Genomic DNA, 14,716 nt, shown 5'->3' on the forward strand with positions numbered 1-14,716 from the left:
GACGCCCCGGACGCGACGACGTGTTCAGGTCAGGTCACGCCGGTCGCGGACGAGCCGAGGGCGTGGAGCGTGGCGGTGGTGACCGGGTCGGCCGGGAAGAACGCCTCGACGGCCAGCCCGGAGACGGTGACATCCAGCGGGGTGCCGAAGAGGGTGGTCGTGCTGACGAAGGACAAATCCCGGTCGCCGTGGCGGTAGCGAAGGGGGATGACGACACGCGACAGGGTGTCGTCCTCCGGTGCCGCGACATCGTCACCGCCGGGATAGCCACGAAGCTCCTGGAGCAGGGCGGACAGGGCCGCGTCGTCGGTTGCCAGGACCTGCTGGCGCAACCGTCCGAGAAGGTGGCCCCGCCACTGGGAGAGGTTGACGATGCGCGGGGCCAAACCGCCGGGGTGCAGGGTGAGCCGCAGGACGTTGACCGGTGGGACCAGGAGGCGGGGGTCGACGCCGGCGGTGAACAGCGCGACGGCGGGGTTGGCCTCGACGAGGTGCCACTGTCGGTCGACGAGCACCGCGGGGTACGGGCCGTGTCCGTCGAGGATCTGCCGTACGGCTGCCCGCAGCGGGGCCAGTTCCGGGTCGGCCAGCTGGTGGCTGGGGTAGGCGGGGGCGTATCCGGCGGCGAGCAGCATGGTGTTGCGCTCAGCCAGCGGAATGTCGAGCTGCTCCGCCAGCCGCAGGATCAGGTCGGGGCTCGGTCGGGATCGCCCGGTCTCCACGAAGCTCAGATGCCGGGCCGACACCCCCGCCTCGATCGACAGGTCGAGCTGACTCATTCCACGAGTTCGACGCCACTCGCGCAGGAGGTCCCCCAGCGGTCGCTCCGGTCGGGCCACTGTCGTCACACCCTGACCGTAGTGACCTCACCTGTGTGCGCCGCTTTACCTGCGACGTAATCGACAGCGCGTACCGGCGCGCGCGACCATCTCCTGGGATGCGGGGAACCACCCGACCGAAACGAACGGAGAGTCATGACCGCGTACGCGCTTGCTCATCTGCGTAAGGCACCCATGCATGCCGAGGTGCTGGAATACCTGGAGCGCATCCAGGCCACCCTCCTGCCCTTCGATGGCCGGTTCATCGTCCACGGTGGGCCCATCGAGGTGCTGGAGGGCGACTGGTCGGGCGATCTGGTCGTCGTCGAGTTTCCGGACCTGATCCGGGCACGCTCCTGGTACCAGTCCAGCGCGTACCAGGAGATCAAGCCCTTGCGGACGAGGCACCTCGCGGGCGAGCTGGTCCTCGTCGAGGGGGTGGAGGCCGACCACGACTCGTCGAAGATGGCCGCCGCGATCCGCCGGGCCGGTGGTCACTGACGTCGGGGTCAGGACCTCGGCAGGGTGAGCACCTCGACGCCGTCGTCGGTGATGGCGATGGTGTGCTCGCTGTGCGCGGTCCGGCAGCCGGTGGCGCTGCGCAGGGTCCAGCCGTCGGGGTCGGTGACGAGCGTGGCGGTGTCGGCCATGACCCATGGCTCCAGCGCCAGCAGCAGCCCCGGGCGCAGCCGGTATCCGCGCCCGGGGCGCCCGGTGTTGGAGATGTGGGGGTCCTGGTGCATCGTCGACCCGACGCCGTGGCCGCCGAACTCGGTGTTGATCGAGTAGCCCGCCGCGCCGAGGACAGAGCCGATGGCGTACGAGATGTCACCGATGCGTACGCCGGGGCCGGCGGCGGCGATCCCGGCTTGCAACGCGCGTTCGGTCGCGTCGATCAGCGCGACGCTCTCCGGGGGCCGGACGTCGCCGACGATGAAGCTGATGGCCGAATCCGTGACAACTCCCCCCAGTGAGACGGCGAGGTCGAGCGAGAGCAGGTCGCCGTCGGCGAGCGGGTAGTCGTGCGGCAGCCCGTGCAACACCGCGTCGTTGACCGACGTGCAGATGTAGTGGCCGAACGGGCCGCGCCCGAAGGACGGCTCGTAGTCGACGTAGCAGGACTGCGCCCCGGCTTCGGTGATCATGGCCTGGGCCCACCGGTCGATGTCCAGCAGGTTGGTGCCGACCACGCAGCGGCTCTTCAGTGTCTGAAGGATGCCGGCGACCAGCGCGCCGGTCTCCTTCGCGCGCAGCACGTCGGCGGGGCTCAGGATCTCGATCATGCAACGCCTTCCACGAACCAATAAGTATCCCGGCCATATTATCCCGGTACTAGAATCGGAGCATGGTCAGGTTGCCACTCACTCCCGCGGAGGTCGAACGCGGACAGCGCCTCGGCGCCCTGCTGCGTCGCGCCCGCGGAGAGCGTTCGATGCTCCTCACCGCGCTCGACGCGGGCGTCTCGCCGGAGACCCTTCGAAAGATCGAGTCCGGCCGGATAGCCACCCCCGCCTTCCCGACCATCGCGGCGATCGCCGACGTGCTCGGCCTCTCCCTCGACGCCGTCTGGTCGGAGATCAACACGTCGGACGCCGCCGCCGACCTCCCCCGACCGGCACACGTCGCAGGCGAGCGACTGGCCTCGTAGTCTCGGCCCCACCTCAACGGGACGGGTCGACCGGTGACCGACCACACGGCGCTGGTCCCGGTCGATGACCGACCGGGACCAGCGGGTGGTGCGCTCAGGAGGCGGCGATGCCCTCCATGCCGATGCCGTCGGCGAACTTCGGCAGGCCCTCCACTGTGGTGACGAGTGTCAGCGACCCGTCCTTGCCCACCTCGTAGCCCTGCACGTTGCCGGCGACGGCGTTCTGCACGTACAGGAAGCCGTCGCTGGTGGTCATGTCGATCGACCCGCCGCCGGTGTCGGCGGCGACGCCCTTGACGAGTTCGAGCTTGCCGTGGTCGTTGACCCGGTAGGAGCTGATGGTGGAGGTGCCGGCGTTGGCGGCGAAGAAGTAGTCGCCGACGCGCTGGATCCAGCACGTCGCCTGCTGACCGTTGGGCACCGACGGCCCGATCTGGTCGAGCGCCCCGTCGTCCTCCAGCTCGAACCGGCTCACCGCGTTCGCGCCGGACTCGGTGACCAGCAGCGTGTCGTCGGTGTCGAAGGTAAAGCCGAACGGGGTGTTGCCCGCGTCGCTGATGACCGGGGTGCGCGACAGGTTGCCGTGGCGTCCGATCTCGTAGCTGAACATGACGTTGGCGGCCTTGGTCGACACCAACACGAACTCGCTGTCCGGGTCGATCTTGACCTGGGCCGGGGCGGTGCCGAACGCGGGCGGGTTGCCGTTGTGCAACCCGAGTGACCGGTTGGCGTCCTCGATCCGGGACAGCCGACCCTTGTGCAGCTCGAAGCCCTGCACCGAGCCCTCGCCACCGGCGTTGAGGACGTAGACGAGGTCGCCACGGGCCGCGACGCTGACCGGCAGCAGGCCACCGGACCAGATGACCTGGAGCTTGTGCAGCCTGGTGCCCTCGACGCGGAAGACAGTGACGGTGTTGCTGCCGGCGTTGACGGCGAACAGCAGCCCCTTGTGATAGGTCAGGGAACCCTGCGAGGCCAGCGCGTCGAGCGGCGCGCCGATGGTGAAGCCACCCAGCCCGCCCGTCTCGTACTCACCCGCCTTGGTGAGACGGCCGTCCTCGTCGCGGTCGTACACCTTGATGGTGTTGCCCTCGGCCTTGTTGGTCTGGACGAAGACCGCGCCCTCGTCGCCGTGGTGGTGATCACCCCCCTTGCGGTCGTCGTGGTACCCAGGGCCACCGCCATCGGCGAGGGCGGTCCCGGGGATCGATCCGATGCTGGTCAGACCTGCCAGGAGGGCTGCCGCGAGTGCGACACTGCGCTTCATCACTGACTCCTCATGCATCCGAAGGGAGGAATACGAGTTTTCCTCTCTTTCGAAAGTTATCGGACCAGCTATCGCAGATCGCCATACTTACCCTAAAGCGGTAATTTCGTGCCGTTCCATGGAATGACCAGACGCACCCACCGGGGGTCAGCTACCCCGCCGCGACCTACGCCCGCTGAGGCCGACGCTCAGCTGGCGTCAGGCCACCACGGTTCCAGGACGGCCGGGTCGGCGACGTACTCCCGCACCGGCGTCCGCTGCTCCGCAGGCAGGGGCAGCGCGCGGAGGCGCTCGCCCCACTCCGGCACCCGATCGTCCTTGTCCAACACGGTCGCCAGTTCGATCAGGGCGGCCAGCGCCATCGCCTGCTCGACCACCGGCGCGTCCTCCGCGCGGCGGCGCATCCCCGAGTCGAGCGCCCGGTAGGCCGCCTGATCGTCCAGCTTGAACTCGCGCAGGATCCGCGCGTTGTCGAGCACCCGGGCCAACCCCGCAAGCTCCTTCGAACCGCCGTACTCCACGTCCTTCGGCTCATCCCGCTGGATGAAGGTGATGGTGTTGCCCGACGGGTCGACGATGCTGAACCGCGACGCTCCGGCCCGGTAACGGGTCATCCGCGGCAGGCCCTTGACCAGCACCTTGCCGTAGCTGCGGCGCATCGCCTCGGTGAACACCTCGTGGTACGCGGCGACCGCGTCCACCAACACCAGGCAGCCGCCGGAGTGCTCTCTCGCCGGGTCGAGATCCTTCGGCGCCGGCCCGTAGTGCAGGTCGAAGCCGCTCCACCGAAACGCCAGGTACACGTACGGCCTGGTCTGCTCGTAGGTCACCTCGAACCCGAGCGCCCGCCAGAACGCCAGTGTCTGCTCCGGGTCGGCACAGTGCAGCAGCGGCACTGCGGTCTCGTTCGGTTGGACACGGTCCGCATTGGTGGTCATGGTCGCTCCCCGTCCGGTCGACAGGCCGGCCATTGTGCCAGCACCGTCGGACGGCTTCGACGGGTTTCGTCTCCTACCCGGGGAGGAGACGGGCTCCGACCACCGGCCGCGACCAGGGCTCGGGGTCGGACGCGACCGGCGGGCGCGGCCACGAACATCTACAGGCATGACAACCCTGCTGCGCCGGGCGACGCACTGGAATCGCCCAATGATGGTCTTCGTCTCCGCGATGGCGGTGCTCGCCGTCGTCGCGGCGGTCGGCATCCTTGTCGACCCGCGCGTCCTCACCGGAGCGCCGATCTGGCTCAAGCCGTTCAAGTTCGCGGTGTCCTTCGTGCTGTACGGCGCGACGCTCGCCTGGATGCTCTCCCTGCTGCCGCGTCGCAGCCGGGCCGCCGAGTGGGCCTTCACTGTCATCGTCGCGATGGCGGTGATCGAGATGCTGGTGATCGTCGGTCAGGTGGTACGCGGGCAGACCAGCCACTTCAACGACACCACTCCCCTGAACACCGCGCTGTTCGCGGCGATGGGCGCGGCGATCATGATGCTCTTCCTCGCGCACCTCGTGGTCGGCATCGTGGTGCTGATCCGGCGGATCCCGGACCGGGCGGCTCTGACGGCCGTCGGGTGGGGGCTCGGCCTGTCCCTGCTGGGCATGCTCGCGGCGGTACCGATGGCGCTGCCCATGCAGGACCCGGGGATCGAGGGAATCGGCGGGGCGCACAGCGTCGGCGTGCTCGACGGCGGGCCGGGGTTGCCGATCGTCGGCTGGAGCACCACCGGCGGTGACCTGCGGATCGGGCACTTCGTGGGGCTGCACGCGCTGCAGGCGTTGCCGATCCTGGCGATCCTGCTGAGCCGGTTCGCCACCCGGTTGGACGAGCGCACCCGCGCCCGGCTGCTGGTCGTCGCGGGCGGCGCGTACGGCGTACTCACTGTGTTGTTGACCTGGCAGGCCCTGCGCGGACAGCCGCTGTTGCGCCCGGACGCCGCCACGCTCGTCGCGGTCGCGGCGCTGGTGCTCGCGACGGCGACCGCGGCCGGCCTGGTGCTGGCCCGCCGCCGCCCTGATGTGGCGCTGGCCGCATGACCGCGACGCTGTTCGCCCTGACCTTCGCGGTGGCCGCGCCGTTCTGGGCGCTGATGATCCTGCTGCCCCGCTGGTCGTGGACCGCCCGGATCATCGCCTCGCCGCTGATCGTGCTGCCGGTCGTGCTGATCTACGCGCTGCTGGTCCTTCCGGCGTTCGGTGACGTGCTGCCGGCCGTGGCGTCGCCGACCCTGACCGGGGTGCGCGACCTGCTCGGCACCTCCGACGGGGCGGCGGCGGGCTGGGCGCACATGATCGCGTTCGATCTGTTCGTCGGGCGGTGGGCGTGGTTGGACAGCAGGGAACGGGGGGTGCCGGCGCTGGTGATGGCTCCAGTGCTGCTGCTGACCATCCTGCTCGGACCGCTCGGCCTGGCCGCCTACCTCGCGGTCCGGACCCGGTGGCGGCGGCCGGCGACCGCCGCCACCGGCCCGCAGCGCCTAGGCTGACCGTCGTGAGCTGGCTGGTGCGACTGTTCGACCTGCGGGACACACTCGTGCGGATGGTGCTGCTCGACCTCACCGGGTTGTGCTACCTGCTCGTCGTCCCGCACTCCACCAGCACGCCCACGACGGCACAGTGGGTCCTCGCGGTGCCAGCGTTCGCGATGGCGCTGGCGGCGCACCGTCGACCGGTTGTCAACATGGTGGCGCAGGCCGCCCTGCTGGCGGTCGCCATCAGCCTGATCGACGACTTCACCATCAACCAGGTCGGCGCCAGTTGGGCGTTGCTCGAGATGACCATGCGGGCGCGCGGCCCCCGGGCCATCTGGCTGGCCACCGCGCTGCTGGTGGTGGTCGACCTGACCGACTCGATCGGCGACCCGCCACGCCGGTTCGCCTCCGGGGTCGTCGGGCTCGCCGTGGAGGTCGGCGTGCCGGTGCTGCTCGGCCTGGTCATCCGCGCCAACCGGGAGCTGGGCCGGCAGGCCGTGGAACGGGCCCTGGCCGAGCAACGCCAGCACGAGTCGGAGAGCCGCGCGGCCCGCGCCGACGAACGCAGCGCCATCGCCCGCGAGCTGCACGACGTCGTCGCGCATCACGTGGCGTCGATGGTCCTGCGGGTCGGCGTGGCCCGGCACGTGCTCACCGACCCGGACCCCCGGGTGGCCGAGGTGTTCGACGACGTGCACGGCACCGGCACCGCGGCCCTCGCGGAGCTGCGCCGGCTGGTCGCGGTGCTGCGCAACCCCGACGGGGTACGCGGCGACGCGGCGCTGACCGCCATCGAGCCCACCGCGCTGCCGGCGGCGCTCGGCGCGTCCATCGACCGGGCCCGCCAGGCCGGTATCACCGTGGAGGCCGACCTCGACCCGGCGATCGGTTCCCTCGACGCGGTGCGCGGCATGGCGGTGCTGCGACTGACCCAGGAGGCGCTGACCAACGTGGCCAAACACGCGGGAACGTCCGCGCTCGCGCACCTCGTGGTCGCCGTCCGGGACGGCGCGGTGCACTGGGAGGTCAGCGACAACGGCCGTGGTGGGGTGCCGGTGGGCGTGCCGGCCGGCGGCGGGCACGGCATCACCGGAATGCGCGAGCGGGTCGAGGTCCTCGGCGGCCGGCTGGATGCCGGCCCGACGGAAACGGGGTGGCGGGTGCGGACCGTGCTCCCGGCCAACGCCACCGAGCCGTCGACCCGGTCGCTGCCCCGGGACCGCGCGGCGTCCGCCGGCTCCCCCGCACCGGAGCCGGCGTGATCCGGGTGCTGCTGGTCGACGACCAGCACCTCATCCGGGCCGGGCTGCGCATGCTCTGCGACGCCCAACCCGACATCGAGGTCGTCGGGGAGGCCGACAACGGCCGCGAGGCGATTGCGCTGGCCGGGCGGCTCGTCCCCGACGTCGTCGTGATGGACCTGCGGATGCCCGGTGTCGACGGGATCACCGCGACCAGCCGGATCCTCGCCGACCGTCCCACCACCCGCATCCTGGTGCTGACCACGTTCGGCGACGACGACCATCTGTACCCCGCGTTGACCGCCGGGGCGTGCGGGTTCCTGCTCAAGGACGCGCCCCCCATCGAGCTGCTGGACGGCATCCGCCGGGCCGCCGTCGGTGACAGCCCGTTCAGCCCGGAGGTGCTGCGTCGCCTCGTCCAGCGCGCGGTGCACGCCCGCCCCGACTCCCCACCGGCCCTGCCGGGTCTGACCGCCCGGGAACGCGACGTGCTCGACCTGGTCGCCGAGGGTCTGTCCAACACCGAGATCGCCGACCGGCTCCACATCGGCGTCACCACGGTCAAGACCCACATCACCAGCCTGATGGCCAAGACCGACAGCCCCAACCGGGTCCGTCTGGCGCTGTTCGCTCGCGGCGTCTGACGCGCGGAAGCCGTCCGCTCGCGCCTCTTGACGTGCCGCTGGGAGCGCTCCAAGATCAGCTGGAGCGGAGCCGCACGAACGGCGGGCCGCCCGAGGCGGGTGTGGTGGTCTGTTGCTGGGCGCATTCGGTCTGAGCGAGCTGGAGGAGAAGGTCTACCTGGAGTTGGTCCGGGGCAGTGCCGGGACCGCTGCGGAGCTGGCACCACGGGTCGCGGCCACGGTCGCCGAGCTGGAGCACGCGCTCGACGCCCTCACCCGGGCCGGGCTGGTCCGCGTGGTCGCCGGCCGCGCCGGTGCCGCCCCACCCGACCTGGCCATCGAGTCGCTGCTGAACCAGCGGATGCGCGAGCTTCAGGAGGCGCGGGTCGGCCTGTGGGACTGGCTGCGGCAGCAACGCCCGGCGGACCCGATGGACCAGGACGTCCAGTTGGTGGTCGGCGTTCCCGCGATCATGCAGGCGTTCGACCAGTTCCTGCGCGGGGCGCAGGAGGAGGTGCTCGGCTTCGACCGCCCGCCGTACGCGGCAGTGCTGCAGGACAACCCGACCGAAATCGAGATGCTCGGCCGGGGCGTCGCCTTCCGGGTGGTGTACGACCGGCGGGGGTTGGAACGGCCGGGTGCGGCCGCCCACATCGGCCAATTCGTCGCCGCCGGTGAACAGGCACGGGTCGCCGCGAACGTGCCCGGCAAGCTCGCCGTCGCCGACCGCCGGGTCGCCCTGATCTCCTTCCCCGCCCGCGCCGACAGCACCGAACCGTGGGCACTGGTGGTCCGGGGCGCCACCTGGGTGGAGGTGCTCGTGGCGCTGTTCACCGAGGTCTGGGACCGGGCCACGCCGCTGCGGCTCGCCCCGGCCAGCGAGGTGGTCGACGACGTCGAGCGGCAGAGCACGCCCACCCTCGTCGACCGGCAGATCCTGTCCCTGCTGATGACCGGGCTGCCGGACAAGGCGGTCGCCTCCCAGTTGGGCATCTCGCTGCGGACGGTGCAGCGGCGGTTGCGGCAGTTGATGGACGCGACCGGGAGCGCCACCCGGATGCAGCTCGGCTGGTTCATCGCCCGCCACGACTGGCTCTGAACCCGGCGGTGGGGGGCCTGCCGACACGGGAGGTGACGGCAGGCCCCGGTGCTCACTTCGTGACCGTCACCGACACGGTGACCGGGGTGGACGCGCCCTTGGCACCGTTGTTGGTGACCAGCAGCGTGGCGACGTACGTGCCCGGCGCCAGGCCGGTGGTGTCCACAGTGACGGCCAGCGTGCCCTTCGCCCCGGCCGGCACCTCGCCGGCGGTGGCGGCGGACAGCCACGGCACGTCGCTGTACGCCGGCAGCGAACCGTCGACGTGATAGACCTTGGCGCCGTACGGCCGGCCGGTCGCGTTACCGAGCACCCACAGGTTGCCCTGCTCGTCCAGGTCCAGCCCGGCCCCGCTGAGCGGGTTCGGGTCCGGATCGGGCACCGAGGCCAGCGGCTGGCAGGTGGCCGGGTCGAGCGCCCAGATCGACTCCTTGGAGTCCTGGTTGATGCCCCACAACACGTTGTGTTCCTCGTTGAGGGCCAGGCCGGTCATCCACGGGATGGGCGGGGTGCACTCCCCCAGCACCGAGCCGGGCTGCGGGTGCGACAACCCGGCGAGGTGCCGGATGCGGTTGTCGCCGCTGAGGTAGAAGGTGTCGTCCGAGGCGCGGTAGGCCAGCCCGTAGTAGAGCTTGCCGGCCCACGGCCCGGTGATGGTCTCCTTCACCTCCAGGGTGTCCGGGTCGAAACACACGATCGGCAGGTCCCCGATGAACGACATCTTCGGCGCGCACATCAGGTCCCGGCTCGCCACGTACGCCATGTCCGAGGGCCAGCCGTCGATCGGCAGCACACCCTTGGCCAGTGACCGGCCGTCGGTGCTGAAGCGCTGCATCTGCCCGAACAGGTACGAGTTGGAGACGATCAACTCGCCGTTGCGGTAGCCGACGCCGTAGGCGTTGTAGAGCTCCTTGAGCGGGAACGAGCTGAGCTGCCGGCCGGGGATGCCGGTCGGCGGGGTGGGCGAGTTGATTTCCCGGGCCAGCCAGGTGGCCGGCAGGTCACCCCGGTTGGTCAGTGTCACCGTCGCGGTGCGGGTCGCTCCGGCCCGGGCGGTCACCGAGATCGCGTTCCTGTTGGCCAGCAGCAGCGGCGTACGCAGCGCCAGGTCGTGCGTGACGACCGTCGACTCGACCACGTCGACGGTGCTCCCCGGCAGGTCGTAGCCGGGTTGCAGCGCGGTCACCGTGACCGGCCCGGCCGGCGCCTCCAGCTGGTAGAAGCCGTCCGCGTCGGTGGTCGCGATGATCGGCTGCGGGGCGTCGGCCGACTCGACCCGTACCGTCGCGCCGGCCAGCGGCTGACGGTCGTTCGCGTCGCGCACCGTGCCCCGCAGCAGGCCCCGACCGGCCACCCGGAAGGTGACCGCGTCGCCCGCGTCGAGCACCTGCTCGTCGCGCGAGTAGGTCAGCGCGTCGCGGCCGGTGGCGTCCTCGATGCCGACGGTCGCCGAGCCGCCGGCCCCCTCCGCGGTGGTGGCGAGCTTGCGGTACTGGATGGTGACGGTGCCGTTCTCGCCGAGGCGTACCTGCACGTCGATCCGGTTCTTCGGCGCGCTCTTGAGCGCGGCCCGGTTCCAGCTGACCACGAACTGTCGGGCCGTGCCGGTGCCGGACACCCTGGTACGCACCGTCGACGCGTGGTCCAGGATCAGGTCGTCCCAGAACGCGTAGACGGCCGGCGCCGAGACCGCCGGGGCGGGCAGCGGACCGTTGTCGCCGACCGAGGTGCTCGTGTCGACGCCGAAGGTCAGGTAACCGTCGGTGTGCACGGTGAGCCGACGGTAGGTGCTGCCGTAGAAGGTCATCGGGAACGGCAGGTCGACGGCCCGGCTCGCGGTGTCACCGGTGAGGGCGAGCACGCTGCCGCCGTCGACCCACTGCGCGGTGGCCGTCCCCGCCTGGTAGCCGTGCCGGTCGGCCTTCGCGGCCAGCGCCACGTCCACCGTCTGCGGCCCGTCGACGCTCAGCGCGACAGTCTTCGGTGCCAGCCACCGGCCGTACTCGACCAGCAGGTCGTAGTCGGCCTCGGGCAGCATCCCGGTGTAGTGACCGTCGGCGTCGGTGACGAATGCCGGGAACGTCTCCCCGGCGAGCGCCAACCGGGCGCCCACGACCGGTTTGCCCGCCGGGTCGGTGACCCGACCCTGGATCGCCTGCCACGGCGCGGGCTCGGACAGGTCCACGGTCAGGTTGGTGGTGCCGCTGGTCGACACGGTGATGCTCTGCCGTACGGTCCGCCGCGCGAAGAACGACGCGGTCAGGGTGTACTCCCCGGCCGGGACCCGACCCAGTTGGACGGTGCCGCGCGCGTCGGTGCGGGCGGTGCGGGTGACCAGCGCGGAGGTCAGGGTGATCTTCGCACCGGAGAGCACGGTCCCGTTCAGCTTCGCGTGCACCACGACGCCGCCGAGCTGCGCCGTCGAGGCCTGGGTCACCAGGTCGTACGCGTCGAGCCGACCCTCGCCGTAGACGTTGTTGTCGGCCGGGGTGCCACCGCACTGAAGGTCGTTGACGTCGTGCGCGGTGCGGTCCAGCAGTTCCCGGGTGGTCGCCAGGTCGCGGCGCAGGTTCGGCACCGCCGACCACGCCAGGGCGACCGCGCCGGCGACGTGCGGCGCGGCCATGGAGGTGCCGTCGCTCATGCCCCAGTCGCTGCCCGGCACTGACGAGAGGATGCCCACCCCGGGGGCGGTGATGTCCGGCCGTACCGCGTCCTCGCGGCCCGGCCCACGGCTGGAGAAGTCGGCGATCACACCGGTGGAGTCGGTCGCGCCGACGGCGTACGCCAGCGGGTTGGTGGCCGGGTGCCCCGCCGAGCCGCACGGCTCGGGCAGCTCCTTGGCCTCGTTGCCGACCGCGAAGACCGGGAAGATGCCGGCGGCGACCCAGGAGTCGATGATGGTGTCGTAGAAGGTGGGGTCACCGTCGTGGCCGCCCCAGGAGTTGTTGATGATGTCCGGGGCGAGGTCGGGGCGGGGGTTCTCGCCGTTGTGGTCGGTCGGTGCGAGCATCCACTGACCGGCGGCGAGCAACGCGCTGTTGCTGCAGTAGTTGGCCTCGCACCCCTTGGCCGCGATCCAGCTGGCGCCCGGGGCCACACCGGTGATCCGCCCGTCGCCGTCGTCGCCGACCATCGTGCCGACCGTGTGGGTGCCGTGCCCGAAGTTGTCGCAGGGCGTCGACGGCAGGCAGATCCCGGTCGGGTCGTACCAGTTGTAGTCGTGCGTGAAGGTGCCGTCACCGTCGTTGCCACGGTACTGGCGGACCAGGGCCGGGTGGTCGTACTGCACACCGGAGTCGACGCTGCCGACGACGATGCCCTCGCCGCGGGTGCCGTACTCGCGCCAGACCTTGTCGGCGGCGAGCGACGTGAGGTTCCACGGCAGCTGCGGGTCGTCGGCGGCGGCGCCGGCGGTGCGGACCGGCTCCGCGAGCGCGGTCCCACCGATCGCGGTGATCCGCGCGACGTCCGCCCGGCCGGCCAGCTCGGTCACCAGCTTCAGGTCGCCGGTGACCTCGATGATGTTCGCGATCCAGTACGGGGTGAAGTCGGCGTGCCGCTCGCGCAGCAGGGCACGCAGCCCACGCTGGGTCTTCTCGGCATGGGCCAGCTTGGTCTGGTAGACCCGGGTGGTGCGGGCGACCCGCCCGGCCCGGCCACCGGCGGCCCGCGCGACCCGGTCCAGGTCGCTCTGGTTCAGCGTGGCCTCGTCGGTCAGCTCGACGAAGAAGCTGGCGTTGGTGCCGGCGCGGGCCGAGCCGAGCACCAGCGGGTCCACCTTGCGCAGTGGGTCGGCAGCGCCGTTGCCCGGTGCGGGCGCGGCCACGGCGGCGCCGGTCGGCAGTGCGAGCACGATGGCCAGCGCCGCGCCGACGGCGCCCATGGCTCGACGTGTCAGCGGTCTGGGTCTCAGCATGACGTACGTCCCTCCCTCGGGCGGTCGCCCGGGAGGGCCGACACCGCCGTCGCCGATTCTCGGGCGACGGGCATCCGGTTGACCCGCAAGATCACTGGCGGAGCACGGACATGGCGGGTCTCCGCCATCCCGCGTTGGCCCCACCGACACCGGCGGGCCACCACCACGGTCAGCCCCGCATCCGCGCGGACACGACGATGACGAGCACCAGCGGCACCAGCGGCAGGGCCGGGGCGACGACCGGCAGGTGCAGGGCGACCAGGGCGCCGACCGCCGCGCCGACCATCAGGGCCAGCAGCACCTGCGCCTTGGGCCGCAGGCCGGCCCACGGGCTGCGGGCGGCGACCCCGGCGATCAGGCTGGTGAGCGTGCCGGTCAGGTACGTGGAGGACAGGCCGGAGACGCCGAAGCGTTGGATGGCGCTGCTCTGCACGCCCAACGCGACAGCGGACAGCATCAGCAGCGCCAGGTGCACGCGCGCGTCGGGGGCGTGCAGCGTGACCTCCCAGACGACGGCGAACACCACGAACACCGACAGCTCCAGGACCAGCGCCCAGGTGACCCGTCGTGGCCAGACCGGGTCGTCGGGCTGCGCCGAGCCGACGACGCGGGCGCCCGCGAGGACACCGACGATGAAGCTGACGATGGCGCAGCCCGACGTCACTGCCAGGTCGGCCTCGCCCCGGCCCGCCGAGAGCCCGAGCAGGACCATGTTGCCGGTCATCACGCTGGCGAACGCGCCGCCGAGGGCGAGGAACCCGAGAGCGTCGGCGCTTCCGGTCAGGAAGGTGAGGACGACGACGAGCGCGTGCCGCCGGCGCAGCAGTCGATCGTCTGGGTGTGCGGCGACGTGGGGGCGGGTGACGCGGGGCGCTGTGCTCGACACTGTCGGCCACCTTCCGGTGATTGTTCTTCGTATACACTTTGTCCGGACACGTTCACGGAGAGGCGACCAGGTGGCTGAAGACCTACGGGACAAGCTCGGCGCGCAACACCTGCCGCTCCGCGATCAGGTCCTCGCCGCGCTGCGGACCGCCATCATCGACGGCGACTACCTTCCCGGGGAACGGCTCACCGAGGACCGGCTCGCCGAGGACTTCGGCGTCTCCCGCAACCCCGTCCGGGAGGCGCTGCGGGTCGCCGAGGCGGAGGGGTTCGTGGTGATCCTCCCCCGCCGGGGAGCTGTCGTCGCCTCACCGAGCAGCGGGACCATCGCCGACATGTTCGCCGTACGCGAGCGGCTGGAGGCGTTGGCCGCCCGGCTGGCCGCCGAGCGGGCCACCGCCGCCGACGTGGCGTCCCTGCGCGCCCTGCTCGACCAGGGCCGCGAGGCGACGCAGCGACAGGACCTGGCCCGGGTCGCCGAGCTCAACAGCACGCTGCACCTGCGCATCCTGCAGATCAGCGGAAACCCCTGGCTGTCGTCGATCGCCAAGTCGCTCTACCTCCATGTGCAGTGGATCTTCCGGCTCGGGGCGGCCGAACGGGCCCCCCACTCGTGGGCCGAGCACATCCAGCTCGTCGACGCCATCGAGTCGGGCGACGGCGACCGCGCCGAGCGGGCCGCGCTCAACCACCTCGACGCGGCCTCCGCCGCGGCCTACGAGAACGCCGAAGGCGGCTACGCCGCCCGCTGACG

General features: G+C 71.5%; 14 protein-coding genes. 8 read left to right on the forward strand and 6 right to left on the reverse strand.

Going from position 1 to position 14,716, the window contains the following annotated elements; translation table 11 throughout:
• Nucleotides 1–29 precede the first annotated feature (29 nt).
• Nucleotides 30–848, reverse strand: coding sequence for a helix-turn-helix domain-containing protein (locus KBX26_RS00360; protein ID WP_030337064.1), 819 nt, complete (start codon nt 846–848; stop codon nt 30–32).
• 126 nt (nt 849–974) lie between these two features.
• On the opposite strand from KBX26_RS00360, the gene KBX26_RS00365 reads away from it, so the two are divergent.
• Nucleotides 975–1,319, forward strand: coding sequence for a DUF1330 domain-containing protein (locus tag KBX26_RS00365; protein WP_030337066.1), 345 nt, complete (start codon nt 975–977; stop codon nt 1,317–1,319).
• Between the two features lie 8 nt (nt 1,320–1,327).
• On the opposite strand, the gene map is transcribed toward KBX26_RS00365, so the two are convergent.
• Nucleotides 1,328–2,101: a type I methionyl aminopeptidase gene (gene map / locus KBX26_RS00370; protein ID WP_030337068.1), complete on the reverse strand. Its 774-nt coding sequence runs from the start codon at nt 2,099–2,101 to the stop codon at nt 1,328–1,330.
• A 62-nt stretch (nt 2,102–2,163) separates the two neighbouring features.
• Here map and KBX26_RS00375 point away from each other — a divergent pair, with 62 nt between their 5' ends.
• Nucleotides 2,164–2,466: a helix-turn-helix domain-containing protein gene (locus tag KBX26_RS00375; protein WP_210864379.1), complete on the forward strand. Its 303-nt coding sequence runs from the start codon at nt 2,164–2,166 to the stop codon at nt 2,464–2,466.
• Between the two features lie 94 nt (nt 2,467–2,560).
• Here KBX26_RS00375 and KBX26_RS00380 read toward each other — a convergent pair whose 3' ends face one another.
• Both KBX26_RS00380 and KBX26_RS00385 read right to left on the reverse strand, forming a co-directional pair.
• Nucleotides 2,561–3,733 carry a beta-propeller fold lactonase family protein gene (locus KBX26_RS00380; protein ID WP_051708823.1) on the reverse strand — a complete coding sequence of 391 codons (1,173 nt, stop codon included), beginning with the start codon at nt 3,731–3,733 and terminating at the stop codon, nt 2,561–2,563.
• Nucleotides 3,734–3,921: 188 nt separating this feature from the next.
• On the reverse strand, nt 3,922–4,671 hold the full coding sequence (locus KBX26_RS00385) for a glyoxalase (protein WP_030337071.1): 750 nt from the start codon (nt 4,669–4,671) through the stop codon (nt 3,922–3,924).
• Between the two features lie 166 nt (nt 4,672–4,837).
• Between KBX26_RS00385 and KBX26_RS00390 the strand changes: the two genes are divergently transcribed.
• From KBX26_RS00390 to KBX26_RS00410, 5 genes are all read left to right on the forward strand, one after another.
• Entirely contained in the window at nt 4,838–5,761 is a 924-nt protein-coding gene (locus tag KBX26_RS00390) for a hypothetical protein (RefSeq protein WP_210864380.1), read from the forward strand.
• Entirely contained in the window at nt 5,758–6,210 is a 453-nt protein-coding gene (locus KBX26_RS00395; RefSeq protein ID WP_030337073.1) for an ABA4-like family protein, read from the forward strand. Before KBX26_RS00390 ends, KBX26_RS00395 begins: the two co-directional genes overlap by 4 nt.
• 5 nt (nt 6,211–6,215) lie before the next feature.
• Nucleotides 6,216–7,457, forward strand: coding sequence for a histidine kinase (locus KBX26_RS00400; RefSeq protein ID WP_307857717.1), 1,242 nt, complete (start codon nt 6,216–6,218; stop codon nt 7,455–7,457).
• Complete coding sequence (locus tag KBX26_RS00405) at nt 7,454–8,080, forward strand: response regulator transcription factor (protein ID WP_210864381.1); 627 nt, start codon at nt 7,454–7,456, stop codon at nt 8,078–8,080. The genes KBX26_RS00400 and KBX26_RS00405 overlap by 4 nt, the downstream gene beginning before the upstream one ends.
• Before the next feature lie 112 nt (nt 8,081–8,192).
• On the forward strand, nt 8,193–9,158 hold the full coding sequence (locus tag KBX26_RS00410; RefSeq protein WP_210864382.1) for a helix-turn-helix domain-containing protein: 966 nt from the start codon (nt 8,193–8,195) through the stop codon (nt 9,156–9,158).
• A 52-nt stretch (nt 9,159–9,210) separates the two neighbouring features.
• Here KBX26_RS00410 and KBX26_RS00415 read toward each other — a convergent pair whose 3' ends face one another.
• Together KBX26_RS00415 and KBX26_RS00420 are read right to left on the reverse strand one after the other, a co-directional pair.
• Nucleotides 9,211–13,077 (reverse strand): S8 family serine peptidase, encoded by a 3,867-nt coding sequence (locus KBX26_RS00415; protein ID WP_210864383.1) that lies wholly within the window; start codon nt 13,075–13,077, stop codon nt 9,211–9,213.
• Nucleotides 13,078–13,246: 169 nt separating this feature from the next.
• Nucleotides 13,247–13,963: a YoaK family protein gene (locus tag KBX26_RS00420; RefSeq protein ID WP_210864384.1), complete on the reverse strand. Its 717-nt coding sequence runs from the start codon at nt 13,961–13,963 to the stop codon at nt 13,247–13,249.
• Between the two features lie 70 nt (nt 13,964–14,033).
• Here KBX26_RS00420 and KBX26_RS00425 point away from each other — a divergent pair, with 70 nt between their 5' ends.
• Complete coding sequence (locus tag KBX26_RS00425) at nt 14,034–14,714, forward strand: GntR family transcriptional regulator (RefSeq protein ID WP_036412443.1); 681 nt, start codon at nt 14,034–14,036, stop codon at nt 14,712–14,714.
• The last annotated feature ends 2 nt before the right edge of the window (nt 14,715–14,716 follow it).

Origin of the sequence: Micromonospora sp. C97, from assembly GCF_018070385.1 — a bacterium.
GTDB classification, from domain to species: domain Bacteria; phylum Actinomycetota; class Actinomycetes; order Mycobacteriales; family Micromonosporaceae; genus Micromonospora; species Micromonospora parva.